Below are 23,029 nucleotides of genomic sequence, written 5' to 3'. Positions count from 1 at the left end.
GGGTGCCTCCCGGCTTGTGTTGTGTTCGAGGTGACGCCCATGTACCCACCGGCCGGGACCGGATAAACGGTATTCCGGAACGGTCAGCGCGATGATGCTGGATTCTCCGGCGATCGACCCGACGCGACGGTGGTCGGTGACCCCACCCAGCCGGCTGAAGGTCGACCCGGCACCGGGGACGCCCGTGCGGCTGGGCACTGTGGAAGGCCACGGGTTTCGGCGCGGTGCCGAGTCTGGTGCGGTCGCGCGACCGCAGGAGCCGGGGTTCAGGCCGAATTGCGGGGTTCCGGCCGAAAACGCGACAGGGCCGGTGGGTGCGAATGACGCCCGCCCACCGGCCCTGTCGGGTGAGCTGGATCAGTCCCGGGTGTCGCCACCGGTCGGCGTGGGCAGCACCCGCTCGGCCTCGGCGCCCGCACCGGCCAGCACCTTCGCCTGCTGCGGCCAGGTGGCCAGGCTCGCGGTGGCGCGCAGTCCGGCGGCGCGGATCGTCTCCCGCAGGCCCGTCTCGTCGAGCGCGGCGAGCTGCTGGTAGGTGTGGATGCCGGCGGACTGGAGCGCGGCGGCCATCTTCGGGCCGACACCCTGGATGCGGCGGAAGTCGTCCGCCGACCCGCCCTGGGTGGGGGAGGCGTCCGACAGCGGGGCGGCCGCCGGGACCGGAGCGTCCGCGGCGGCGGGGGCGGTGTCCTCGACGGAGGTGCGCTGCGCCGGGACCGCCGGCGCGACGGCCACGGGGGCGGTGTCCACGTCGTCCGCGCCCGACAGGTCCGGGTCCGGCACGCTCGCCGGCGTCGTCGACTCCCCGTCCGCCACGGTGGAGACCTGCGTGGCCGGCTCAGCGGCGACCGATTCGATGGCCGGCTCGGCGGCGACCGGCTCGGCGGCGACCGGCTCGATGGCCGGCTCGGCGGCGGCTGGTTCGGCGGCGGCCGGCTCGACCACGGCCGGCTCGATGGCCGGCTCAGTGGCGACCGGCTCGATGGCCGGCTCAGTGGCGACCGGCTCGGCGGGCTGCGTGGTCTCGGCGCTCGGAGCCGCGAGCGGGTCGGCCCCGGTCTCCGTGCTGCTTGCGGCCGGGCCGTCCGGGTCGACCGTGGTCGGCTGCGGCAGCGCGGTCGCCGTAGCCGGGGTGTCGGGGGTGTCCTCGACGGTCGCCCGGGGCGCGGGGACCGGCGCGACGGTCTCGTCGGCGTCGGTGCTCGCGGGCTTCTCGTCCGAGACGGTACGACCGGTCAGGTCGGCGGTGGTCGAATCGTCGTCGATGTCGGCCAGCGGGGCGGACCGCTCGGCGGCGATCGTGGTGGGCGTGCCGTCGACGGCGGTGCTGGCGTGCTCGTCGGCGGTCGAGGTCGTCAAGGCGGTCGAGTCGGCGGTCGAGTCGGTCGAGCCGGCGGTCGAGTCGGTCGAGTCGGCGGTCAGGGTGGTCGAGTCGGTGGCCGGGGCGGCGTGGTCGGTGTCCGGCGCGGTGTGCGGGGTGGGGTGGTCCACGACGGCGGCGGGGGCCGGGGAGTTGTCGACCGTGGCGATCGGGCGCGGTGTGTCGATCGTGGCGGCGGCCTTCTCCTCGGCGGAGAGCCCGACGACCGGGTCACCCTCCACGATGGGCGAGGTGGCGGCCGGCTTCTGCCGTCCCCACAGCGCCCAGCCTCCGCCCAGGCCCACCAGCAGGGCCAGGATCACGATCAGCCATTGCCCGAAAGTCGACGGCACGGCTACCTCCCTATTGCGTATGTCGTTGAAGTCGCGAGGAAAACGCGAAGACCCGCCGCAGCTTTGCACACGCGAATGTCGGACGACAGGGAGGACCGCCCCTCGTTGCGCAGGTGAAATGACCGGTGTCGGGCGGTGGCGACGTCACGACACGGTGTCGCCGTCGCCGTACCCACCGGTGGTGGTGACCGGGCCCGGTGGTGGCCCGAGGCGGTGTCCGCGCTGCTCAGCGCAGGGCCTCCGGGCTGGGGGCGTCGGAGACGTCCCAGCTGTAGAAGCAGCCGGCCGGCGCGTCCCGGGGGGAGCGCCAGGTTGGCAGGTACGCCGAGGTGTGCGCCGACAACCGTTCGTTGGTCCGTTGGTAGAGCGGGTGGTTGTACGCGGTGACCAGGGTGTCCAGGTCGACCTCGGTGGTCTCCATCAGGTGTACGCACAGGTCGTGCAGGCGGTAAAGGGAGCGGTGGCGCAGCCCGGTGAGTCCGGGCAGTTCGGTGGCATCGGATTCGGCGAAGATCTGGGCGACCCGCCCTTCCGCGCCGGGAATGATCCTGCTGACGATCACCAGACGGCTCATCGGACCCCTCTCGCCGGTGGTGCGCCCCGATCGGTCCAGGGCTCTCGGTGGCTCCACCCTGGCGCAGGAGGTGTCACCTGGTCGTCACACCGCTCGTCCGGATCGTGACGGCGGGCCGCCGGGGTGCGGCGGGTGGCCTGCCGGATGGGGGCGAGGGTCTCGTCGACCAGGGCGCACATCGTGGGGGAGGGTTCCAGGCGCAGTTCCCGCATGAGCAGGTCCCGGTAGACGTAGAAGGCGTGTACCGCCTCGAACGCGTTGCCCTCGGCGAGGTGGATGCGTACCACCAGGCGGTGTGGTGTCTCGCGCAGCGGCTCGGCGGCCATCGCCGCCAGGGCGGCCTGCAACGCCTCGCCGTGCCGGCCGGCGTCGAGGTGGTCGACGGCGAGCTGTTCCAGCATGTGCAGGCGGAGTTGGCGCAGTCGTTCCCGGTCCAGCAGCACCCAGTCGTCGTACCAGCCGGGGAGCAGGTCACGGCTGCCGGCGGCGAGCGCGACGGCGGTGGTACGCGGGTCACCCCCGTCGCGGACCCGGGCCGCGGTGGCGACGAGGTCGTCCACGTCGAGGCGGACCGTCGGGTCGAGGCGGACGGTGTCTCCGCTGATCAGTAGCGGGCAGCAGGGGTCCTGGCGCAGCCGCCACAGTGCGGTGCGCAGCGACGACAACGCCCGTTCCTCGGGCACCTCGGGCCAGAGCAGGCCGGCCAGGTTGCTGCGGGTGGCGCCGGGGCGCAGGCCGATCACGGCGATCACCCGTTGCAGCCCCCGGGGGACCACCACCGGGTGGTCGCCGTGCAGCAGCCGGAAGCCGCCGAGCAGGTGCAGGCGTACCGGTGGGTCGGCCGGGACGTCACTGGTCGGCGTGCTGGCATGACCGGTCACGGCGCACCCCCTGCACGCAAGCCTGGGTCCAGATCGTCCGGTGTCCCGACGCGGTCGGTCGTGACGCGGCGGCCGGGTCGCTCCGCTGTGCTGCCGGACCCGCCGTTCCCACCGGACCGGCCGGCACGAACACTACCAATGTGATTACTCTCGGTCAACAAGAGTGTAGGTATCGTGACTGGGCGATATTGCCTCTGAACTGCGAACCTCCATCACAATGGACAGCTCTCGCATAGCCGATACACAGCCTGCGTCAACGCAACGTCACCACTTTGTGGGGGTGTCGCGGGTCGGCGGGTGACGCCCGGGTGACGGGCCCGGCCGGAAGGTGACGGCTACCGGGGTGAGCCGCCCGGTGGAGGAGGACCCGAGATGACCGTCACCCATGGCACGGCACTCACCAGTGAGATCACCGAGATCCTGGTGACCCGGTGCGGCCTCGACGCCGCCGCCGCCGCCCGCGCGCCCGCCGCCAGCCTGGAGGAACTGGGCATGGACTCGCTGGCCCTGCTGGAGCTGTCCGCCGTGGTCGCCGACCGCTGGCGGGTACGCATCCCCGAGCAGGCCGGGCAGCTCAGCATCGGCGGTGTGGCCGACCTGGTGGCCGCCGCCGGGCCGGCCGGGCACACCGAGAACAGCATCCTCATCGCCGCCCCGCTGCCGCTGGTCTGGGAGATCACCAACGACGTGGCGCGCTGGACGGACCTGTTCACCGAGTACGCCGTGGTGGAGATCCTGCACCGCGACGGGGACACGGTGCGGTTCCGGCTCACCATGCACCCCGACGAGAACGGCGTCGCGTGGAGCTGGGTCAGCGAGCGCACCACCGACCCGGCGACCTGGCAGGTGCGGGCCCGCCGGGTGGAGACCGGTCCGTTCGAGTACATGCGGATCCACTGGTACTACGACACGGAGCCCGCGGGCACCCGGATGACCTGGGTGCAGGACTTCGCGATGAAGCCGACCGCCCCGGTGGACGACGCGGCGATGACCGAGCGGATCAACACCAACAGCCGGGTGCAACTGGCCGTGATCAAGGAACGGATCGAGCGGGCGTACGCGGGAGGCGGCGATGAGTGAGGTCACCACCGGACTGGTCACCGCCCGGGACGTGCCGGCCGACCGGCGGCGCGGCGGGGAGCTGCGGGTGCTGCTCGGCCCGCGTACCGTCGGCAGCACCTCCGGGTTCATGGGGGTGGTGACGGTGGACCCCGGTGACCGGGTGGCCGAGCACTACCACCCGTACAGCGAGGAGTTCCTCTATCTGGTGCGCGGCGCGATCACCGTCGACCTGGACGACGTGCCGGTGCCGTTGGCCGCCGGGGAGGCGCTGTTCGTGCCGCGCAACGTGCGGCACCGGCTGCGTAACACCGGCGACGTCGCCGCCGAGGTGGTCTTCCACCTCGGCCCGCTCGCCCCCCGCCCGGAACTCGGCCATGTGGACACCGAGCTGGTCGAGCAGCGGGGCCCGTCGTGACCGGCCGCCGTGCGGTGGTGACCGGGGTCGGGGTGGTCGCCCCGGGCGGCGTCACCCGGGACCGGTTCTGGAAGACCCTCACCGAGGGGCGCACGGCCACCCGGCGGATCAGCTTCTTCGACCCGTCGCCGTACCGGTCGCAGATCGCCGCCGAGTGCGACTTCGACCCGGACGCCGCCGGGCTCACCCCGGCGCAGCGGCAACGCTCCGACCGGTACGTGCAGTTCGCGCTGGCCTGCGCGGCGGAGGCGTTGGCCGACAGCGGGCTCGACCTGACCGACGCCGAGCGGGACGTCGCCGGGGTGGTGCTGGGCACCGCCGTCGGCGGCACCACCGCCCTGGAGCAGGAGTACGTCCGGGTCAGCGACTCGGGTCGGCACTGGCTGGTCGACCACGCCCTCGGTGGGCCGTACCTCTATCAGGCGTTGGTGCCGAGCAGCCTCGCCGCCGACGTGGCCTGCCGGCACGGGCTGCACGGCCCGGCGCAGGTGGTCTCCACCGGCTGCACCTCCGGCATCGACGCCATCGGGTACGCCCACCAGCTCGTCGTCGACGGGGAGGCGGACATCGTGCTGGCCGGTGCCGCCGACTCGCCGATCTCCCCGGTCACCGTCGCCTCGTTCGACGCGATCCGGGCGACCAGCCCGGACAACGACGACCCGGGGCACGCCAGCCGACCCTTCGACGCCCACCGGCAGGGTTTCGTGCTGGCCGAGGGGGCCGCGGTGCTGGTGCTGGAGGAGTGGGAGCATGCCCGGCGGCGCGGCGCGCACGTCTACTGCGAGGTCGCCGGTTACGGCAGCCGCAGCAACGGTTTCCACATGACCGGGTTGCGACCCGACGGGGTGGAGATGGGGTTGGCCATCGCGGCGGCACTGCGGCAGGCCCGGCTCGACCCGTCGGCGGTCTCCTACGTCAGCGCGCACGGGTCCGGGACCCGGCAGAACGACAGGCACGAGACGGCGGCGTTCAAGCGGGCCCTCGGCCCGACGGCGTACCGGGTGCCGGTCAGCTCGATCAAGTCGATGGTCGGGCACTCGCTGGGCGCGATCGGCGCCATCGAGATGGCCGCCTGCGCCCTGGCCATCGAGTACGGGGTGGTGCCGCCGACGGCCAACTGGACCACCCGGGACCCGGAGTGCGACCTGGACTACGTGCCGAACGTGGCCCGGGAGACCCCGGTCGACGTGGCGTTGTCGGTGGGCAGCGGGTTCGGTGGCTTCCAGTCCGCGATGCTGTTCCGTCGGCTGGCGGTGACGCGGTGACGCGCTCCGCTGCCGGGGTGACCGCTGCCGGTTCCGGCCCGCCCCGGGCGACCGCCCCGGGTGACCCGGACGGGGACCGGCGGGCGGTGGTGACCGGGATCGGGGTGGTCGCGCCCAGCGGCATCGGCGTGGACGCGCACTGGCGGACGGTGAGCGGGGGCATCCGGCGGACCGGGCCGATCACCCTGTTCGACCCGACCGGCTACCCCACCCGGGTCGGCGGCGAGGTCCCCGACTTCCACCCGGCCGCGTACGTGGACACCCGGCAGCTCGTGCAGACCGACCGGTGGACCCAGCTCGGCTTCGCCGCGACCGCGTTGGCGCTCGCCGACGCCGGGCTGCCCGCGCGCGCCCCCGACCCGTACGACTGGGCGGTCACCCTGGCCAGTTCGTCGGGGGGGAACCTGTTCGGGCAGCGGGAGCTGCAACGGCTCTGGGGCGGTTCGAGCCGCACCGTCGGGGCGTACCAGTCGATCGCCTGGTTCTATGCGGCAAGCGTCGGGCAGTTGTCCATCCACCACCAGTTCAAGGGACCGTCGGGGGTGCTGGTCGCCGAGGCCGCCGGTGGGCTGGACAGCCTCGCGCACGCGGTGCGGACCATCCGGCGGGGCACGTCGGTGGTGATCGCCGGGGCGACCGAGTGCCCGCTGAGCCCGTACGCGTTGGCCTGTCAGCTCCGCTCCGGGCTGCTCAGCGCCGTCGACGAGCCGGCGGCGGCGTACCGGCCGTTCGACCGGGTGGCCGGCGGGTACGTGCCGGCCGAGGGTGGTGCGGTCTTCGTGGTGGAGGAGCGGGAGCACGCCCTGGCCCGGGGTGCCCGGATCTACGGGGAGGTGACCGGCTGGGCGGCCACCCACGACGCGGTGCACACCGGCCCGGACACGGCCGGCGACCCGGCGACGTACGCGCGGGCGATGCGACTGGCGCTGGCCCGCGCCGGCAGCACCGCCGAGGAGGTGGACCTGGTCGTGCCCGATGCGCTCGGGGTGCCCCGCTACGACCGCAGTGAGGCGACGGCGCTGCGGGCGGTCTTCGGTGACCGGCCGCCGCCGGTGAGCACCCACAAGTCGTTGACCGGTCGGGCCCACCAGGGCGGGTCGGCGCTGGACGTGGCGACCGCGCTGCTCGCCCTGCACCGCGACACGCTGCCCGCCTCGGCCGGCCCGGTCGATCCGGCCCCGGGTTGCGAGCTGGACTTCCTGCGGGCCCCGCGTCGGCCTGTCAGTCGGGTGGCGCTGGTCTGCGCGCGCGGCTTCGACGGGTTCAACAGCGCGCTGGTGTTGCGGGGTGCCGTACCGCGACAGAGGAGCGCCACCGACTGATCACTGTGCGTCACTCCCGGGGTGTGCCCGGCGGCAGGGACCTGTCGCCGGGCACACCGCTGTCCGCATCCGCCGGTGCCGCCTGCGGCGGCCCGTCGACCGTCCATGATGACCGGTGCTGACCAGGGGTGGGGCGTCGTCGGGCCGCCCGGTTCCACATCGGATCGGCGGGCACGGCGATGCCGCCGGTGGTGTCCCGGGTCGGCGTACGCGCCCGATCCTGCCCGGCCGATCGAGCGGCGGCAATCCGGCCGGCCGCTCTTTATGATCTAGCCATTCGCATCTAGAAATGCTCTTCCGGGCTGTCGTAGGGTGCCGTGAGCACGCCAAGAGACATCATTTATGGGCGCTTTTGCCCGATTCTATGCTGGACGGTGACCGGCGGTGACCATGTATCGCCCGACGGAAGATCCTGCGGCGCAAGACCCCGGTTGGGTGGACGACGTGTTGTTCTGCGGCCGTCCGACCGACATTTGTCTCCGGCTGCCCGAGCCGGTGGACCGGGTCACCCTGCACCGCCTGGTCGTCGAGGCACAGGACCGGCTACGCGCCGCCGGACTGCGCCCCGGCGGGGCCGTCGCGTTGCGTCTGCCGCCCTCTTTGTCCTATGTGGTCAATCTGTTGGCCACGTGGCGCGGCGGTGGCCAGGCGGTGCTGCTCGACCACCGGCTCACCGACCACGAGGTCGACCGCGCGCTGCACCGGCTCACCCCGCAGGTGGTGGTGGCCCCGGCCCGCACCACCGGCGGCGCGTTGAAGGTCTTCGTCGACGTCACCGAGAGCGTGACCGGCTACGCGGACCGCCCGGCGGTCAGCGGCCACGCCGTGATCCAGCTCAGCTCCGGCTCCACCGGACCGTCCAAGGTGATCGGACGCACCGCCGCCGACCTGGTCGCCGAGGTGCACCGCTACACCCGGATCGACGGCGTGGCGCTACCCGGCGAGCGGATCGTCCTGCTGCCGTCCATGGTGCACGTGCTCGGCCTGGTCGGAGGGCTGCTCTACGGTCTGCACGCCCGCGTCGAGCTGGTCCCGCCGCAGCGGCTCGGCGGCGACGCCGTGCTGGCCGCGATCGCCGCCCAGGACACCCCGGCCACCGTCCTCGGCGTGCCCTTCCACATCGGCCTGCTCGCCTCCACCCGCCCGGACGGGCCCCTGCCCCAGTTCAAGCGGATGACCACCGGTGGGGAACTGGTCCCGCCGGCCGTCGTGCAGGCGTTCACCGACCGGCACGGCGTACCACTGGGCAACATGTACGGGATGACCGAGGTCGGTGTCATCGGCACCGACCTGCACGGCAGCCACCGGCCGGCGATCATGCCCGCACCCGGCATCGAGGTCCGCGAGTCCGACGGTGAGCTGCTGATCAGCTGTCCCGCCTCGCCGTACGTCGGGCTCAGCGACCCCGACCGCTGGGCCGACGGCTGGCTGCGTACCCGCGACGCGGGCACCGTCGACCCGGACACCGGCCTGGTCACCGTCCGGGGCCGGCTCGACTCGCAGGTCTCCGTGGGGGGCCTGAAGGTCGACCTCACCGAGGTCGAGGCCACCCTCACCGGCCTGCCCGGGGTGGCCGCCGCCGTGGTCACCTACGACGACGGGATCACCGCCTTCGTGCAGCCCGAGGGCCCGCTGTCCGAGGACGTACTGGACAAGCTGCTCGCCGAACGACTGGCCGGCTACAAGCGGCCCCGCACCCTGCACCTCGTGGCGCAACTGCCGCGTACCACCACCGGCAAACTGGTCCGCTCGCTGGACGTGCTGCGAACGGCGGCCCCGTGAGCGGTCCGCTCCATCCCACCCCCTGGCCGGTCCCCGAGGACCGCCGGGGAGTCACCACCGCGTCGCCACCGGCCGACCGTCGGCGGTACGCCCGAACCATCCCCGCACGGTGCCCCGACCGGGTGCCGGCAACTCGCCCATCGAGAGAGGTAACCGTCATGCGAGACGAGGTCCGAACCTTCGTCATCGAGCAGCTCCAGGACATGAACTACGACGTCGACGGGATCGACGACGACACCACCCTCGGCCCGTCCGGGGTGGACCTGGAATCCCTCGCCCTGTCCGACCTGTCCGTCCGGGTGGAGGACCGGTACGGGCTGCGGTTCGCCGACGACGAGTCGGAGAAGCTGGCCCTGATGACGGTGGGGGAGTTCACCACCATGGTCGCCGACCGGGTCGCCGGGGCGACCACCGACAACCGCTGATGTCCGGTCAGCCCGACCTGGGGCGAGCTGACCTGGTGAGCATGCTCGCCGAACTCACCGGCAAACCCGTCGAGCAGGTCCCGCACCGGGTCGGCTCGATGGAACTGGCGTGGCTGGTGCACCTCGTCGAACAGCGTTACGGCACCCAGCTGGACCTCACCGACGACCAGCTCGCCGGTATCCGTACCGTCGACGACGCGTTGACCGTGTTCCACACCTACCTACCCGCCCCCGCCGATGGTTGAGCGGGCACCCGTCACGATCTCCGGCACGTACGCGGTCAGCGCCTTCGGTAGGGGCGTGGACGCGCTGCTGGCCGGGGTCCTGTCCGGCGTACCGGCGTTCCGGCCGGTGGGCCGCTTCGCCACCACCGGTCGCCGGGTGACCGTCGCGGCCACCCGGCCCGACGTGGCGACCCTGCCGCAGGAGCTGGCCGACGCCGTCGACGCGGCCTGCGTCACCGCCGGGCTCGACCCGGCACAGCGGGCCGGTGCGGCGCTGTTGCTGGCCACCCACGGCGGCCCGGCCACCCTGGCCGGCCCGTACACCGACGACCGGCCGGTCGCGGACACCGACGACCCGTGGTGGGCCGACGGGGAACGCGACGACGCCGGTCCGGCCTGGCCGGAGCTGCCCACACTGGCCGTCCGGTTGGCCCGGCGGTGCGGCCTCGGCGGCCCCACCCGGGTCTACACCACCGCCTGCGTCTCGGCGAGCAGCGCGGTGGCCGACGCCGCCGCGATGATCCACCGGGGGGACACCGACCGGGTCGTGGTGGCCGCCGGCTACCTGGTGGAACCGGACCAGTTCGCGCTCTTCGACACCGGCCGTGCGCTTGCCGCCGACGGGGCGGTACGTCCGTTCAGCGTCGGACGGCAGGGGTTGCTGCTCGGTGACGGGGTGGCCGCGGTCGTGCTGGAGTCCGCCGCCGCGCTGCGCGCCCGGGGTGGCAGCCCCGTGGCGACGCTGGTCGGATGGGGGCGGGCCGGCGACGCCCACCACCCCTGCCAACCCGATCCGCAGGGCGCGGGGCTGGCCCGGGCGGTCGGAGCGGCGCTGGGCCGGGCCGGCCTGCCCGCCGGGGCGGTCGGTTACGTCAACGCGAACGCCACCGGCACCGGTTTCAGTGACGCCTCCGAGGCGGCGGCGTTGCGACTGGCCCTGGGCGAGCAGGCCGGGCAGGTGCCGGTCAGCTCCACCAAGGCGCTGCACGGGCACGCGCTGGAAGCGTCCGGCCTGCTCGAACTGGTGGTCACCGTGGCGGCGCTGGGGCACGGGAAACTGCCGGTCAACGCCGGCTGGCTCGGCCCCGACCCGGCCTGCCCGCTGGACGTGGTCACCGCCGCGCCCCGCCCGGTCACCAGCCGGTACGCGCTCAGCCTCAACGCCGCCTTCGGCGGCGCGAACACCGCACTGCTGGTGGGTGCGCCGTGACCGGCACGCGCGGCCCGGGGCACGGGATCGTCCCGGGCCGTCCGGCCGGCCACGGCGCACCCCGGGTGCTGGCGCAGGCGCGCTGGCCGGAACCGGGCGACGGGCCACCACCGCCGCTGCCCGGGTTCGTGCACTCGGCGTTCGCGCCGCTGGTCGCGGCGGCGGCCGGGCGGTGCCTGGAACGTCGCCCGAGCCCGGCCCCGGCCGGCTCCCGGTGCGCGGTGGTGCTGGTCAGCGCCGCCGGGGACCGGCCCAGCGCCCTGCACGTCCGGTCGACCGTCGCCGCCGGGGGGCGGGTCGGTCCACTGTTCTTCTTCCAGTCGGTGCCCAACAGCGTCGCCGGGCAGGTCGCCGCCCGTTGGGGACTGACCGGTCCGGTGGTGTGCCTGAGCCCGACGGGTGACCCCCGGGCCGACGCCACCGCCGAGGGGGAACTGCTGCTGTACGACGGTGACGCCGACGAGGCGTTGCTGGTCCTGATCGACGAGGCACCCGACGCGACGCCCACCGGTGCGGTCGCGGTGCTGCTGGGGGGAGGAGACAGTCAATGAGGACGAAGGGACTGCGGGGTGCGCTCGCCGCCGATCCGCAGCTCGGCGCGGGAAACGTGCTGGCCCGGGTGCTGGCCCACGGTGCGGACCCGCAGGGGCCGGGGCTGACCTTCGACACCCCGGTCGACCGGCACCCCGCCGGGCAGCCGCTCACCCTGGGTCAGCTCGACGAGCGGGTCGCCGCCCGGGCGGCCTGGCTGCACGACCGGGGGGTGCGGCCCCGTGACCCGGTCGCCGTCTGGGCCACCGCCGCCGCCGACATGGTGCTGAGCTTCCTGGCGTTGGCCCGGCTCGGCGCGATCCCGGCGCTGATGAACGGCAAGCTGCGCCCCGAGATCGCCGCCGAGTACATCCGCCGGCTGCGCGGTGCCGGGGTGCTCGCCGACGCCGCGCACACCGAGCTGCTGGCCGGGCACGACCTCGGTGCACCGCTGCTGGGCACCCCGCAGGAGGCCGGCAGCGGTGACCCGGCGCAGGCCCCGGCCGACTACCGGCACCACCCCGACGACCCGATCGTCATCACCCACACCTCCGGCACCACCGGGGTACCGAAGGCGGTGCTGCACTCGCACGCCAGCCTCTTCGCCGCCACCCGGCACCTGCTGTCCATGCCGCAGGCGCAGGGCACCCGGCGGATCCTCAACGCGCTGCCCGCCCCGCACACCGCGACGGTGCTCATGGTCAACCAGGCGTTGGGCAACCAGGCGGAGATGTTCCTGCTGTCCGAGCAGGGCGGCGAGCGGGTCCTCGACGCCATCCAGCAGTGGCGGCCCGACGGGGTCTTCGGTTTCTCGATGACCTGGGCGGAGCTGGCCCGCTTCGACCTGAGCGGGTACGACCTGGACTCGGTGCGGCTGTGGTTCAACACCGGCGACTGCTCGCACGAGCCGCACGTGCGCCGGCTCGTCGCCGTCGGCTCGCGGGACGTGTTCACCCGGCAGGGCGTCACCCGGGTCCCCGGTTCCGTGTTCATCGACGGCCTCGGCTCCAGCGAGATGGGGCACTCGATGTTCCACATCACGCACACCACCGACACCGACCGGTACGGCCGCTGCGTGGGCCGCCCCTACCGGTTCGCCCGGGTGGCCGTCCTCGACGCCGAGGGCAACGAGCTGCCTCCCGGTCAGGTCGGCTTCCTCGGCATCGACTCGCCGTCGCTGTTCCGGGGCTACTGGAACGACTCGGTCACCAGCTACCGGTTCCGGCTGCGCGGCTGGTACCTCACCGGTGACCTGGTCCACGCCGACGCCGACGGCCGCTACTACCACCTGGACCGAGCGGTCGACTCGGTGACGCTGCCCGACGGGCGGCGCTACTTCACCGCGTTGTCCGAGGAACGGGTGCTCGCCGCCTGCCCCGACGTCACCGACTGCACGGTGCTGATCGTCGCCGACGGTGACACGGTCACCACCGACGTGCTGCTGGAACTGGCCGCCGGGGCGGACCCGACCGTCGACCGGACCGAGGCGATCCGGGCCGCGCTCGGGGCGGACGTGGGAGCCACCCTGCGTCGGGTGGTGCCGGTGAGCGCCGACGACATCCCGGTCACCGTCACCGGCAAGGTCCGCAAGGTGGCGCTGCGCGAACGCTACCTCGCCGAGTCGTCATCATGACCGTCGTGATCACCGGGATGGGCCTGTTCAGCCCGGTCGGGCGGGGGGTGGACGCCACCTTCGCCGCGTTGACCACCGGCACGTCCGGGTTGAGCCGGCCACCCGAGGGACACCCGGCCCGGGAGTCACTTGAGGTCGCCGGGGTGCTCCCGCCGATCGACCCGCGTACGGTCGCCACCGGCCCGGAGACCAAGGTGCTCGACCGGGTCGTGCTGTTCGCCCTGATCACCGCCGCCGAAGCGCTCGCCGACGCGGGCATCGAGGTGGGCCGGGACGTCGACCCGGCGCGGATCGGCGTCATCGTCGGCGGGGTCGGTGGGATGTCCACCCTGGAGCAGCAGGTGATCGCCCGCACCGAGCGGGGCCGGGCGGCGGTCAGCCCGTACCTGCTGACCGGCATCCTGCCCAACATGGCGTCGGCGCGGATCGCCATCGCCCACGGCATCCGGGGTTACAGCTCGTCGGTCGGCACGGCCTGCGCCTCCGGGGCCCAGGCGGTCGCCGACGCGGCCCGGTTGATCCGGGCCGGTGAGGCCGACGTGGTGCTCTGCGGGGCCAGCGAGGCGCCGCTCTTCCCGACCTTCGCCGACACCTTCGGCAACGCCCGCGCGCTGGCCCGGGGCTGGGCCGACCCGAGCGAGGCGAGCCGGCCGTTCGACAGGCGACGCAACGGGTTCGTGCTCGCCGAGGGGGCCGCCCTGCTGGTGCTGGAACGGGCCGGGCACGCCGCCGCCCGGGGCGCCCGCAGCTATGCGGAGGTGGCCGGCTACGGCAGCACCACCGACGCGCACCACCCGACCATGCCCCGGCCCGACGGCGAGGGGGCGGCCGACTGCATGCGGCAGGCCCTGGCCCGGGCCGACGTTCCGCCGGCCGAGGTCGGTTACGTCAACGCCCACGGCACCGGCACCAAACTCGGTGACATCGCCGAGAGCACCGCGCTGGGCAAGGTCTTCGGGGTCGGCGGGGTGCCGGTCAGCTCCACCAAGGCGCTCACCGGGCACCTGCTCGGCGCGTCCGGGGTGGTGGAGGCGGCGGCCTGCGCGTTGGCGTTGCGCGCCGGCCTGCTGCCACCGACGTACCACCTGGACGACCCGGACCCGGACTGCCCGGCTGACCACGTCCGCGACGTGCCACGGGCGAGCCGGGCCGAATTCGCGCTCACCAACTCCTTCGGATTCGGCGGGCAGAACGTGAGCCTGCTGCTGCGGCGTACCACCGGGGCTGGCGTCCGGCCCGCCGGGCCGGGGAGGTGATCGACGCTGCGACCCGGGCCGCACGCGCCCGGACGGCAGTCACGGGGGGACATGGGGAAGGGCTGGAGAGATGGATATTCGTGGCATAGACCACATTGAACTGTACGTGGGGGACGCCCGACAGGCGGCCTTCTACTTCGGGACCGCCGTCGGTTTCACCCTGCGGGGCCAGGGCGGTCCGGAGACCGGGCTGGTCGGGCAGCGTTCCCTGCTGCTGGGTCAGGCCGACATCCGGATGGTGCTGACCTCCGGGCTCACCGCCGACCATCCCGCCTCGACGTACGTGTCCCGGCACGGTGACGGGATCGCGGTGGTGGCGGTGGAGGTCGGCGACGCCGCCGGGGCGTACGCGGAGCTGGTGGCCCGGGGTGCGACGCCGGTGACGCCGCCGCGCACCTGGACCGGCGCGGACGCCGAGGTGGTGACCGCCGAGGTGGGCGGCTTCGGTGACGTGCTGCACCGGCTGGTGGAGCGGCGCGGCGACCGGGACGACTTCCTGCCCGGCGCGATCGAGGCGACCCCGGCCGGCGGGACCGACCCGCAGCTGCTCGCCGAGATCGACCACCTGGCGGTCTGCGTGCCGCCCGGTCAGCTCGACGACACCGTCGCGCTCTACGAGCGGGTGTTCGGCTTCGCACAGATCTTCGAGGAGCACATCGAGGTCGCCGGGCAGGCGATGAACTCCAAGGTGGTGCAGGACGCCTCCGGGCGGGTCACCCTGGTGCTGCTGGAGCCGGACGCCGGTCGGCGGCCCGGTCAGATCGACAAGTTCCTCACCGAGCACCACGGGGCCGGGGTGCAGCACCTGGGGCTGCGCACCGACGACATCGTCGGCGCGGTCGGCGCGCTGGGCGCCCGCGGGGTGCGCTTCGCCGGCACCCCGGCCGCCTACTACGACACCCTGGAGCAGCGGGTCGGCAAGGTGGACGCGCCGCTGGACCGGCTGCGGGACCTCAGCATCCTGGTCGACGCCGACCATGGCGGGCAGCTGTTGCAGATCTTCACCGAGTCGATGCACGTCCGCCGGACCCTGTTCCTCGAGCTGATCGAGCGGCGGGGGGCGCGCACCTTCGGCAGCGGCAACATCCGGGCGCTCTACGAGGCCAAGGAACGGGAGCTGGCCGCGGCGGGGGCGACCCCCGCCGTCGCGGTCGGCACGGCACGAGGAGTAGGGGCATGACCACGACACATCCGACGTTGACCGCCGAGGAGGAGTCACTGCTCCCCTCGGCGGAGGACGTGCGGCACTACGCCGAGCACGGCTGGTACCTGACGAAGAAGCTGTTCACCGACGCCGAGGTGGACGCCCTGACCGCGGCCACCGACCGCTACTACGACGGTGAGCGGGACCGCACCCTGCCGGTGCGTCCGCCGAAGCTGGCCTACTGGGACCCGTCGAAGGGGCCGGTGCAGCGGCACAACGACTACGTCCACTACGAGCACGACGGGATCGCCGCGATCCTGCGCAAGCCGCTGATCGGCGCGGTCGCCGCCCGGCTGGCGCAGGCCGACGAGATCCGCATCTTCCAGTCCACGCTGATCTACAAGCCGCCGATCTCGGGTGAACCGTCGAACATCGTGCCCTGGCACTTCGACAAGCACTACTGGTCGTCCTCGTCGTCGGAGCGGATGCTCACCGCGTTCATCCCGTTCCACGACTGCGGGGAGGAGATGGGCACCATCACCATGGTCGACGGTTCGCACCGGTGGTCGGAGATCGGCGCGGACGACACCGTGGTCCGGCACTTCGCCGATCGGGACCGCGACCAGCTCGAGGAGATGCTGGCCGAGAACGCGGCGCACAACGGCGCACAGATCCGCAAGATCCCGATGGTGATCCCCAAGGGGCACATGAGTTTCCACCACTGCCGCACCTACCACGGCAGTGGCGCGAACGTCAGCGGACGCCCGCGCCGGGCGATCTCGCTGCACCTGCAGGACGGCGACAACGCCCACCGGGAGTTCCCGCTCTCCGACGGCACCCTCGCCGCGTACAACCACGATGTGCTGGTCCGCCGTACCCCCGAGGGTCGGCCGGACTACGCGGACCCCGACTACTGCCCGGTCATCTGGCGCGAGCGCGCCCAGCAGGAAGGCTAGAAACATGTCACGGTACGACTGGGGCAAGACACACCCGGGCATCGAGCGGCTGGAGAAGGCGGTGACCGACCGCCGCGACGTGGTGGTCAAGCACCCGCTCTACGCCAACCTGGACACCCACGAGGCGCTGGTCACCTTCATGGAGCACCACGTCTTCGCGGTCTGGGACTTCATGTCCCTGCTGAAGTCGTTGCAGCGGCAACTCACCTGCGTCGACGTGCCGTGGATCCCCACCGGGCCGACCGGCAGCCGCCGGTTGATCAACGACATCGTCATGGTGGAGGAGAGCGACGAGCTGGGCGAGGGCTTCATCAGCCACTTCGAGCTGTACGTGCGGGGGATGGGCGAGGCGGGCGCCGACACCACCGCCGTCGACCGGCTGGTCGAGCTGCTGCGCGCCGGCACGTCGGTGACCGACGCGCTGGTCGAGGCGGGTGTGCCCGCACCGTCGCGGGCGTTCGCCGCCACCACCTGGAAGATCATCGAGTCGACGCCGGTGCACTGTCAGGCCGCCGCGTTCGCGTTCGGCCGGGAGGACCTGATCCCCGACATGTTCACCCAGGTCGTCGCCGTCAACGAGCGCAGCAACCGGCTGCACACCTTCGTCGACTACCTGGAGCGGCACATCGAGGTCGACGGTGAGCAGCACACCCCGATGGCGATGCAGATGCTCGCCGACCTGTGCGGCGATGACGACACCAAGTGGCAGGAGTGCGCCGACACGGTCAACCTGGCGCTGACCGCCCGCGCGCAGCTCTGGGACGACATCCTCGCCGCCGTCAAGGAGGGCCGCGACCGGTGACCGACGCCGACCCGGCCCGGCTCTACCGCACGGTACGGCTGATCCGTCGGTTCGAGGAGCGGGCCATCGCCCTGGTCCGCTCCGGGCACATCGTCGGCGGCATCCACCCCTACCTCGGTCAGGAGGGGATCGCCGCCGGTGTGTGCGCCGCACTCGACGCGGGGGACCTGGTCACCGGCACCCACCGGGGGCACGGCCATGTGCTCGCCAAGGGTGCCGACCCGGCCCGGATGATGGCCGAACTGTGCGGCCGGGAAACCGGACTGAACCGGGGCCGGGGCGGCTCGATGCACGCCGCGGACCTCTCCATCGGGGTGCTCGGCGCCAACGCCATCGTCGGGGCGTCCCCGGCGATCCTCACCGGTGCGGTGTGGGCGCACCGGCAGCGCGGCAACCCCGTGGTCGGGGCGAGCTTCTTCGGTGACGGCGCGGTCAACGAGGGGATGCTGCTGGAGGCGTTCAACCTGGCCGCGCTCTGGCGGGTGCCGGTGCTGCTGGTCTGCGAGAACAACGGCTACGCCACCACCATGCCGGTGGCCGGCGCGGTCGCCGGCACCATCACCGGGCGGGCCGAGGCGTTCGGCATCCCGGCCGTCGTCGTCGACGGGCAGGACCCGGAGGCGGTCCGGCAGGTCACGGCCGCCGCCGTCGCGCGGATGCGCGACGGCGGCGGGCCGGAGCTGGTCGAGGCCCGCACCTACCGGTTCGACGCCCACCACACCTTCGAACACGCGGTACGCCTGGCGTACCGCACGCCGCAGGAGGTGGCCGACGGCCGGTCCCGGGACCCGGTGGACATCCAGGGTGCCCGGCTGTCTCCGGCCGACCGGGAGGCGGTTGACGCCGAGGTGGAGACCACCCTCGACGCGGCCGTCGCGTTCGCCCTGGCCGGCCCCGAACCGGACCCGGCCGGTGCGTTGGACCACCTGTACGCCAGTGGGCTGACCGCCCGGGGAGGCTCCTGAGATGCCACGGTTGTCCTACCGCAAGGCGCTCACCCGGGCGCTGACCGACGAGATGACCCGGGACGAGTCGGTGTTCCTGCTCGGCGAGGACATCCGGGTGGGCGCGTCCAACGTCACCCCGGGCCTGCTCAAGCGGTTCGGACCGGACCGGGTGCTGGACACCCCGCTGTCGGAGCAGGCGTTCACCAGTTTCGCCACCGGGGCCGCGTTGGCCGGGTTGCGGCCGGTGGTGGAGTTCCAGATCCCGTCCCTGCTGTTCCTGGTCTTCGAGCAGATCGTCAACCACGCGCACAAGTTCCCGATGATGACCGGCGGGCAGTGCTCGGTGCCGGTCACCTACCTGGTGCCCGGCTCCGGTTCCCGTACCGGCTGGGCGGGGCAGCACTCCGACCACCCGTACTCGCTGTTCGCGCACGTCGGGATCGTCACCGTGGTGCCGGCCACCCCGGCCGACGCGTACGGGCTGCTGGCCTCGGCGATCCGGCACGACGACCCGGTGGTGGTCTTCGCCCCGGCCGCCGCGCTGGAGGTCCGCGACGACGTCGACTTCGCCACCCTCGCCCCGGTGCCGCTGGGGCGCGGGGTGGTCCGCCGGGCCGGCGACGACGTCACCGTCGTCGCCGTCGGGCACCTGGTGCACGACGCGCTGGCCGTCGCCGAGGAGCTGGCCGACCAGGTGTCGGTGGAGGTGTTCGACCCGCGCACGATCTACCCGTTCGACCTCGACGGCCTGGTCGACTCGGTGTCCCGCACCGGCCGGCTGGTGGTGGTCGACGACTCCAACCGGTCCTGCGGCATCGCCGCCGAGATCATCACCTCGGTGTTGGAGCGGGTGCCGCTGGTCGCGCCGCCACGCCGGGTCACCCGGCCGGACGGTGCGGTGCTGCCCTTCGCGCCGGTGCTCGACCGGGCCGTGCAGCCGGGCCGCGAGCAACTCACCGCCGCCATCCAACTGACCATGAAGGACAGATCATGACCGATCCGAACTACCTCTGGCCCGAGCCCGGTCAGGCGTGGCGTGAGCTGCCGGAGCCGGCCCGTACGGCGATGGTGTCCAGCGGGGCCGCCGCCTGGCGGGAGATCTTCTACGGCTGTGCGACGTACAACAAGCAGTGGCGGCTGGCCCGGCCCCCGGTCATGCCGGCGGACGCGTTCCGTGAGCTGAACGAGGTCTGCGACCGGATCGCCCAGCTCATCCTGGACGCCTGCCGGCGGCGGGCCCGCACCGCCGGGGAGCTGCAGCGGCTGCTCGGGGTGCCCGCGGGGGCGACGCGGCTGCTCGACGAGTCCGAGGAGCTGTCCGAGGAGCTGCTCGCCGCCTACCGGCCCGACGTGCTGATCTCCGGTGGGGTGCCGAGGATCGTCGAGTACAACATCGACAGCAGCCTGGGTGGTGGTTTCGACGCCGACACGGTGGTCCGCCGGTACGCGGCGCTCTACCAGGAGCGGGGCATCCTCGACGGGCTGCCGGTGCGGCCGGCGGATTCCCTGCTGGACCAGCGGTTCGTGGCGATCCGCGACGGGCTGTCCCTGCCCGACGGGGCCCGGGTGGCGCTGCTGCTCGACTTCGACGCCGACTACCCCGGCCTGGAGACCCCGGACGACTTCATCAAGATCCTCTCGCCGCTGATCGACCAGGCCCGCCGGTTCGGCATCGACCTGGTGATCGCCCCGGTCGCCACGGCCACCCTCGACGACGCGAAGCGGCTGGTCGTCGGCGGCGCACCGGTCGACGCGCTGTTCCGGCTCTTCGTGCCCAACCGGGTCACCCCGAGCGCCGGCCTGGACGCGGTGGCCGGGGCGCTCGACGCCGGCACCCTGCCGATGTTCGTCAGCACCGCCGCCTGGCTGCTCGGCAACAAAATCAACTTCGCCTGGCTCTACGAAGACCTGGACCTGCTCTCCGCCGACGACCAGGCCCTGGTCCGCCGGTACGTGCCGCACACCGTGGCGTTCACCGCCGCCGAACTGGACCGGGCACTTGCCGACCGGGAGAACCTGGTCGTCAAGCCGGCCGACGGCTCGGCCGGCCACGGGGTGCTCATCGGCCGGGAGATGGGCGACGCGGAGTGGGCCGAGGGCCTGCGCGCCGCCCTCGACCGGGGCGGCGACATCCTCCAGCGGTACTGGCCCGCCGACCGGGTGGAGATGGACTTCGTCCAGATCGAGACCGGTGAGACGGTCACCGCCGAGGTGCCCTACAGCATCGCCCCGTACCTGTTCGGCCGTACCGGCTCGGGTGCCCTGGCCCGGGTCGGCTTCCCCGGCTGCGACGAGGTCCTCAACCTGGCCCGTGGCGTCCTCCTCACCGGCATCCTCCTCACCACCTGACCCACCCCGCCTGCCCCGCCCCCCGCCCTCGCCCCCTCGCCCCGCCCTCGCCCCCTGGCCCCGGTGATCAAGAGGTTTGCGTCACCAGATCGCGGAATGTTGACGCAAATCTCTTGATCACCCGGCGCTGGCCGGGCTGGGGTGCGGTGATCAAGAGGTTTAGGGCGGGATAGCGGCTTCGGATGACGTAAACCTCTTGATCGACCCCGGCATGCCGGTTGGGCCCCGGCGGGTAGGCCGGGCCTCGGCGGGCCGGTTGGCCCCGGCGGGCCGGTTGAGCTTTGGCGGGCGGTGGGGTGTCAGGGGTGGGTGCCGAGGTGGGTGGCGAGGCGGCGGATGGTTTCGGCGGCGGCGATGGCGTCGCTGCGGGCGCTGCCGTGCCGTCCGTCGCTGCTGTACATCGAGGGGTCGGTGCCGGCCGGGTGGTCGGTCAGGTTCACGTGCAGCGCGCCCAGCCGGTCGGCGAGCCGGCCGGTACGCGAGGAGAGCAGCCGCATCCGGGCACCGAGGCCGGGCCGCAGCGCCGCCGGGACCGCCGGGCTGTGCGACACGTCGAACATGCCCACCGTGATCACGTCGGCCCCGGCGTCGCGCAGCGCGCCGACGATCGCGGTCAGCTCGGTGTCGACCGCGTCCGGGTCGAACGCCGTGCGGAAGGCGTCGTTGCCGCCGCAGACCACCAGCGCCAGGTCGGGGGAGAAGGCCAGCGCCCGGTCCAGCTGGCCCGCCCGGACCTGTTGCGCCCGCAGCCCGCGCCGACCCAGGTTGAGGTACGCCAACGCGGGGCGTACCGCCGCCAGTTCGGCCGCGATCCGGTCGGCCCACTGCACGTCCGGGTACCCCTCGACCGGCTCACACATGCCCTCCGCGACGCTGTCGCCGAGCACCACGAACCGGTGCCACGGATGGTCGCGCAGCAGCGCGGCACTCTCCCCCTCACGCAGGCAGTACGGATCGGTGGCCTCGGTCAACATCGATGACATGGCCGGCAATCTAGCCGACCGTACCGGCCTGGTCGATCACTGCGACCGGGCGGATCGCCTGATGGTCGTCCCGGTGCGCCGACTCGCGTCGACGCCGGTCACCCGTGCCCCCGGTGGGGCCTCGACGGCGGTCACACTGCCCCGGATCGGCCCTCGACGGCGGTCACCCGTGCCCCGGTCGGCTCTCGACGGCGGTCAGCCGGGCCCTGGGTCGGGCACTCGACGCCGTACACCCTCTGGGCCCGGGTCAGGCCTTGGCGGTGGGTGGCGCGGGGGTGGACCGCCCCATCCGCAGCGGCCCGGCGACCAGCGGCGCCACGGTCAGCACCGCGCACACCACCGCCATCACCAGCAGCGCCGGCCGCAGCCCGAGGGCCGCCACCGACCAGCCGCCGAGCAGCGCCCCCACCGGCAGTCCGACGAACGCCAGCGAGCCGGAGATCCCCAGCACCCGGGTCTGCAACGCGTCCGGCACCCGTTCGTAGAGGGCCGCACCGAGCAGCGGGTTGACCGCCGCGATGCCGATCCCGGACAGGAACGTCACCACCAGCACCACCACCAGATGGTCGGTCAGCGCCAGCACCAGCAGCCGGGGCGCACCGCTCAACGCCGCCCCGGCCGCGAAGATCAGGGTCCGGGGCAGCCGGGGGCCGAGCATCGTGAAGACCACGTTGCCGAGCAGCGCGCCACCGCCGAACACCCCGAGCACCAGGCCGAACCCGGCCGGGTCGCCGAACTCGTCGCGGACCCACAGCGGCACCCAGACGGCGGTGTTGGCGGCGGCGAACATGTTCAGCGTGGAGACCACCACCAGCATGGTCAGCAGCACCCGGTCGGTGCGCAGGTAGCCGAACCCGGTGCGCAGGGCCTGGAAGTAGCCTTCCCGGGGTGCGGCGGGCGCGTCGCTGGCGGGTGGGCGTACCAGCACCCCGACCAGCAGCGCACAGATCGCGAAGGTGCCCGCGTCGATCCAGATCGCCCGGGTCACCCCCACCCAGTCGATGAGCAGACCGCCGATGACCGTGCCGAACAGCGCCACCCCGCGCGCCAGCCCGTCGTAGGCGGAGGTGAGCCGGATCAGCTCCACCCCGGCACGCTGCGCGGCCGGCCGGAACATCACGTGCTTGACCCGGTCGCCGATGCCGCGCAGTCCGCCGGCCACCGCGACGAGGGCGACGAGCGCCCCGAAGCCGAGCCACGGGGCCAGCGCCACCACCGCGATCACGGCCGCGCTCGCCGCGTCCACCGTGATGGAGGTACGTCGTACCCCGAACCGGTCCGCCCACGGCGTCGCCAACGAACTCGACAGCATGTACGGCAGGAACTCGGCTGCCGCGACGATGCCCATCTTGGCCGGGCTGCCGGTGGTGGTGAGCACCAGCCAGGGGATCGCGATCACCGAGATCCGGCTGCCCAGGTTGGAGATCAGGTCGGCGGCGACCAGGGTGACCAGTTCCCGCCGGGCGGCCCGCCGCTCGGGGCCCGGCGGCGCGGCGAGTGACCCGGTGTCGCCCGCCCCCGCCTTACCCGCCTGGGTGCCACCCGCTCCGGTGTG

General features: G+C 73.2%; 22 protein-coding genes. 17 read left to right on the top strand and 5 right to left on the bottom strand.

What is annotated here, in order from left to right; translation table 11 throughout:
* Nucleotides 1-357: 357 nt before the first annotated feature.
* The 3 genes from AB0B63_RS19850 to AB0B63_RS19840 all read right to left on the bottom strand — a co-directional run bounded on the left by AB0B63_RS19850 (nucleotide 358) and on the right by AB0B63_RS19840 (nucleotide 3,168).
* Entirely contained in the window at nucleotides 358-1,713 is a 1,356-nt protein-coding gene (locus tag AB0B63_RS19850) for a hypothetical protein (RefSeq protein WP_357020616.1), read from the bottom strand.
* Between the two features lie 226 nt (nucleotides 1,714-1,939).
* The gene (locus tag AB0B63_RS19845; RefSeq protein ID WP_208566516.1) at nucleotides 1,940-2,287 is read right to left on the bottom strand and encodes a TcmI family type II polyketide cyclase; all 348 of its coding nucleotides are present in this window, start codon (nucleotides 2,285-2,287) and stop codon (nucleotides 1,940-1,942) included.
* Nucleotides 2,284-3,168, bottom strand: coding sequence for a BTAD domain-containing putative transcriptional regulator (locus AB0B63_RS19840; protein WP_208566515.1), 885 nt, complete (start codon nucleotides 3,166-3,168; stop codon nucleotides 2,284-2,286). The genes AB0B63_RS19845 and AB0B63_RS19840 overlap by 4 nt, the downstream gene beginning before the upstream one ends.
* Nucleotides 3,169-3,540: 372 nt before the next feature.
* Here AB0B63_RS19840 and AB0B63_RS19835 point away from each other — a divergent pair, with 372 nt between their 5' ends.
* The 17 genes from AB0B63_RS19835 to AB0B63_RS19755 all read left to right on the top strand — a co-directional run bounded on the left by AB0B63_RS19835 (nucleotide 3,541) and on the right by AB0B63_RS19755 (nucleotide 20,491).
* Nucleotides 3,541-4,248: an SRPBCC family protein gene (locus AB0B63_RS19835; RefSeq protein WP_208566514.1), complete on the top strand. Its 708-nt coding sequence runs from the start codon at nucleotides 3,541-3,543 to the stop codon at nucleotides 4,246-4,248.
* On the top strand, nucleotides 4,241-4,645 hold the full coding sequence (locus AB0B63_RS19830; RefSeq protein WP_357020613.1) for a cupin domain-containing protein: 405 nt from the start codon (nucleotides 4,241-4,243) through the stop codon (nucleotides 4,643-4,645). The genes AB0B63_RS19835 and AB0B63_RS19830 overlap by 8 nt, the downstream gene beginning before the upstream one ends.
* Nucleotides 4,642-5,910, top strand: coding sequence for a beta-ketoacyl-[acyl-carrier-protein] synthase family protein (locus tag AB0B63_RS19825; protein WP_208566512.1), 1,269 nt, complete (start codon nucleotides 4,642-4,644; stop codon nucleotides 5,908-5,910). Before AB0B63_RS19830 ends, AB0B63_RS19825 begins: the two co-directional genes overlap by 4 nt.
* 86 nt (nucleotides 5,911-5,996) lie before the next feature.
* Complete coding sequence (locus AB0B63_RS19820; RefSeq protein ID WP_357020793.1) at nucleotides 5,997-7,232, top strand: beta-ketoacyl synthase N-terminal-like domain-containing protein; 1,236 nt, start codon at nucleotides 5,997-5,999, stop codon at nucleotides 7,230-7,232.
* Nucleotides 7,233-7,622: 390 nt separating this feature from the next.
* On the top strand, nucleotides 7,623-9,014 hold the full coding sequence (locus tag AB0B63_RS19815; protein WP_357020790.1) for a class I adenylate-forming enzyme family protein: 1,392 nt from the start codon (nucleotides 7,623-7,625) through the stop codon (nucleotides 9,012-9,014).
* 158 nt (nucleotides 9,015-9,172) lie between these two features.
* Nucleotides 9,173-9,439 (top strand): acyl carrier protein, encoded by a 267-nt coding sequence (locus tag AB0B63_RS19810; RefSeq protein WP_208566511.1) that lies wholly within the window; start codon nucleotides 9,173-9,175, stop codon nucleotides 9,437-9,439.
* Entirely contained in the window at nucleotides 9,439-9,684 is a 246-nt protein-coding gene (locus tag AB0B63_RS19805; RefSeq protein WP_208566510.1) for an acyl carrier protein, read from the top strand. The genes AB0B63_RS19810 and AB0B63_RS19805 overlap by 1 nt, the downstream gene beginning before the upstream one ends.
* On the top strand, nucleotides 9,677-10,873 hold the full coding sequence (locus AB0B63_RS19800) for a beta-ketoacyl synthase N-terminal-like domain-containing protein (RefSeq protein WP_357020608.1): 1,197 nt from the start codon (nucleotides 9,677-9,679) through the stop codon (nucleotides 10,871-10,873). The genes AB0B63_RS19805 and AB0B63_RS19800 overlap by 8 nt, the downstream gene beginning before the upstream one ends.
* A gap of 26 nt (nucleotides 10,874-10,899) precedes the next feature.
* Entirely contained in the window at nucleotides 10,900-11,424 is a 525-nt protein-coding gene (locus AB0B63_RS19795) for a beta-ketoacyl synthase chain length factor (RefSeq protein ID WP_357020787.1), read from the top strand.
* A complete protein-coding gene (locus AB0B63_RS19790) occupies nucleotides 11,421-13,037 on the top strand; it encodes a class I adenylate-forming enzyme family protein (protein WP_357020605.1) in 1,617 nt (538 codons plus the stop codon). Before AB0B63_RS19795 ends, AB0B63_RS19790 begins: the two co-directional genes overlap by 4 nt.
* Nucleotides 13,034-14,293: a beta-ketoacyl-[acyl-carrier-protein] synthase family protein gene (locus AB0B63_RS19785; RefSeq protein ID WP_357020602.1), complete on the top strand. Its 1,260-nt coding sequence runs from the start codon at nucleotides 13,034-13,036 to the stop codon at nucleotides 14,291-14,293. Before AB0B63_RS19790 ends, AB0B63_RS19785 begins: the two co-directional genes overlap by 4 nt.
* A 70-nt stretch (nucleotides 14,294-14,363) precedes the next feature.
* Nucleotides 14,364-15,473 (top strand): 4-hydroxyphenylpyruvate dioxygenase, encoded by a 1,110-nt coding sequence (gene hppD, locus AB0B63_RS19780; protein WP_357020599.1) that lies wholly within the window; start codon nucleotides 14,364-14,366, stop codon nucleotides 15,471-15,473.
* Nucleotides 15,470-16,393 carry a phytanoyl-CoA dioxygenase family protein gene (locus tag AB0B63_RS19775; protein WP_208566505.1) on the top strand — a complete coding sequence of 308 codons (924 nt, stop codon included), beginning with the start codon at nucleotides 15,470-15,472 and terminating at the stop codon, nucleotides 16,391-16,393. The genes hppD and AB0B63_RS19775 overlap by 4 nt, the downstream gene beginning before the upstream one ends.
* Before the next feature lie 4 nt (nucleotides 16,394-16,397).
* On the top strand, nucleotides 16,398-17,195 hold the full coding sequence (locus tag AB0B63_RS19770; protein WP_357020597.1) for a DUF3050 domain-containing protein: 798 nt from the start codon (nucleotides 16,398-16,400) through the stop codon (nucleotides 17,193-17,195).
* A complete protein-coding gene (locus AB0B63_RS19765; RefSeq protein WP_208566503.1) occupies nucleotides 17,192-18,160 on the top strand; it encodes a thiamine pyrophosphate-dependent dehydrogenase E1 component subunit alpha in 969 nt (322 codons plus the stop codon). Before AB0B63_RS19770 ends, AB0B63_RS19765 begins: the two co-directional genes overlap by 4 nt.
* A 1-nt stretch (nucleotide 18,161) precedes the next feature.
* A complete protein-coding gene (locus AB0B63_RS19760) occupies nucleotides 18,162-19,136 on the top strand; it encodes a transketolase C-terminal domain-containing protein (RefSeq protein ID WP_357020593.1) in 975 nt (324 codons plus the stop codon).
* Complete coding sequence (locus tag AB0B63_RS19755; RefSeq protein ID WP_357020590.1) at nucleotides 19,133-20,491, top strand: hypothetical protein; 1,359 nt, start codon at nucleotides 19,133-19,135, stop codon at nucleotides 20,489-20,491. Before AB0B63_RS19760 ends, AB0B63_RS19755 begins: the two co-directional genes overlap by 4 nt.
* Before the next feature lie 299 nt (nucleotides 20,492-20,790).
* Here AB0B63_RS19755 and AB0B63_RS19750 read toward each other — a convergent pair whose 3' ends face one another.
* Both AB0B63_RS19750 and AB0B63_RS19745 read right to left on the bottom strand, forming a co-directional pair.
* Complete coding sequence (locus AB0B63_RS19750) at nucleotides 20,791-21,474, bottom strand: SGNH/GDSL hydrolase family protein (protein WP_208566500.1); 684 nt, start codon at nucleotides 21,472-21,474, stop codon at nucleotides 20,791-20,793.
* 247 nt (nucleotides 21,475-21,721) lie between these two features.
* Nucleotides 21,722-22,927, bottom strand: coding sequence for an MFS transporter (locus AB0B63_RS19745; RefSeq protein ID WP_208566802.1), 1,206 nt, complete (start codon nucleotides 22,925-22,927; stop codon nucleotides 21,722-21,724).
* Between the last annotated feature and the right edge of the window lie 102 nt (nucleotides 22,928-23,029).

The organism is Micromonospora sp. NPDC049081 (genome assembly GCF_040648835.1).
In the GTDB taxonomy this organism is placed as follows: domain Bacteria; phylum Actinomycetota; class Actinomycetes; order Mycobacteriales; family Micromonosporaceae; genus Micromonospora; species Micromonospora antibiotica.
This window is presented reverse-complemented; position numbering and strand designations above follow the sequence as displayed.

Excerpts from the sequence above, each read along its gene's own strand:
- AB0B63_RS19750 (WP_208566500.1), bottom strand. The coding sequence starts at position 21,474 with ATGTCATCGATGTTGACCGAGGCCACCGATCCGTACTGCCTGCGTGAG.
- AB0B63_RS19785 (WP_357020602.1), top strand. The coding sequence starts at position 13,034 with ATGACCGTCGTGATCACCGGGATGGGCCTGTTCAGCCCGGTCGGGCGG.
- hppD (WP_357020599.1), top strand. The coding sequence starts at position 14,364 with ATGGATATTCGTGGCATAGACCACATTGAACTGTACGTGGGGGACGCC.
- AB0B63_RS19810 (WP_208566511.1), top strand. The coding sequence starts at position 9,173 with ATGCGAGACGAGGTCCGAACCTTCGTCATCGAGCAGCTCCAGGACATG.
- AB0B63_RS19805 (WP_208566510.1), top strand. The coding sequence starts at position 9,439 with ATGTCCGGTCAGCCCGACCTGGGGCGAGCTGACCTGGTGAGCATGCTC.
- AB0B63_RS19775 (WP_208566505.1), top strand. The coding sequence starts at position 15,470 with ATGACCACGACACATCCGACGTTGACCGCCGAGGAGGAGTCACTGCTC.
- AB0B63_RS19755 (WP_357020590.1), top strand. The coding sequence starts at position 19,133 with ATGACCGATCCGAACTACCTCTGGCCCGAGCCCGGTCAGGCGTGGCGT.
- AB0B63_RS19770 (WP_357020597.1), top strand. The coding sequence starts at position 16,398 with ATGTCACGGTACGACTGGGGCAAGACACACCCGGGCATCGAGCGGCTG.
- AB0B63_RS19830 (WP_357020613.1), top strand. The coding sequence starts at position 4,241 with ATGAGTGAGGTCACCACCGGACTGGTCACCGCCCGGGACGTGCCGGCC.
- AB0B63_RS19790 (WP_357020605.1), top strand. The coding sequence starts at position 11,421 with ATGAGGACGAAGGGACTGCGGGGTGCGCTCGCCGCCGATCCGCAGCTC.
- AB0B63_RS19815 (WP_357020790.1), top strand. The coding sequence starts at position 7,623 with ATGTATCGCCCGACGGAAGATCCTGCGGCGCAAGACCCCGGTTGGGTG.
- AB0B63_RS19800 (WP_357020608.1), top strand. The coding sequence starts at position 9,677 with ATGGTTGAGCGGGCACCCGTCACGATCTCCGGCACGTACGCGGTCAGC.
- AB0B63_RS19760 (WP_357020593.1), top strand. The coding sequence starts at position 18,162 with ATGCCACGGTTGTCCTACCGCAAGGCGCTCACCCGGGCGCTGACCGAC.
- AB0B63_RS19845 (WP_208566516.1), bottom strand. The coding sequence starts at position 2,287 with ATGAGCCGTCTGGTGATCGTCAGCAGGATCATTCCCGGCGCGGAAGGG.
- AB0B63_RS19835 (WP_208566514.1), top strand. The coding sequence starts at position 3,541 with ATGACCGTCACCCATGGCACGGCACTCACCAGTGAGATCACCGAGATC.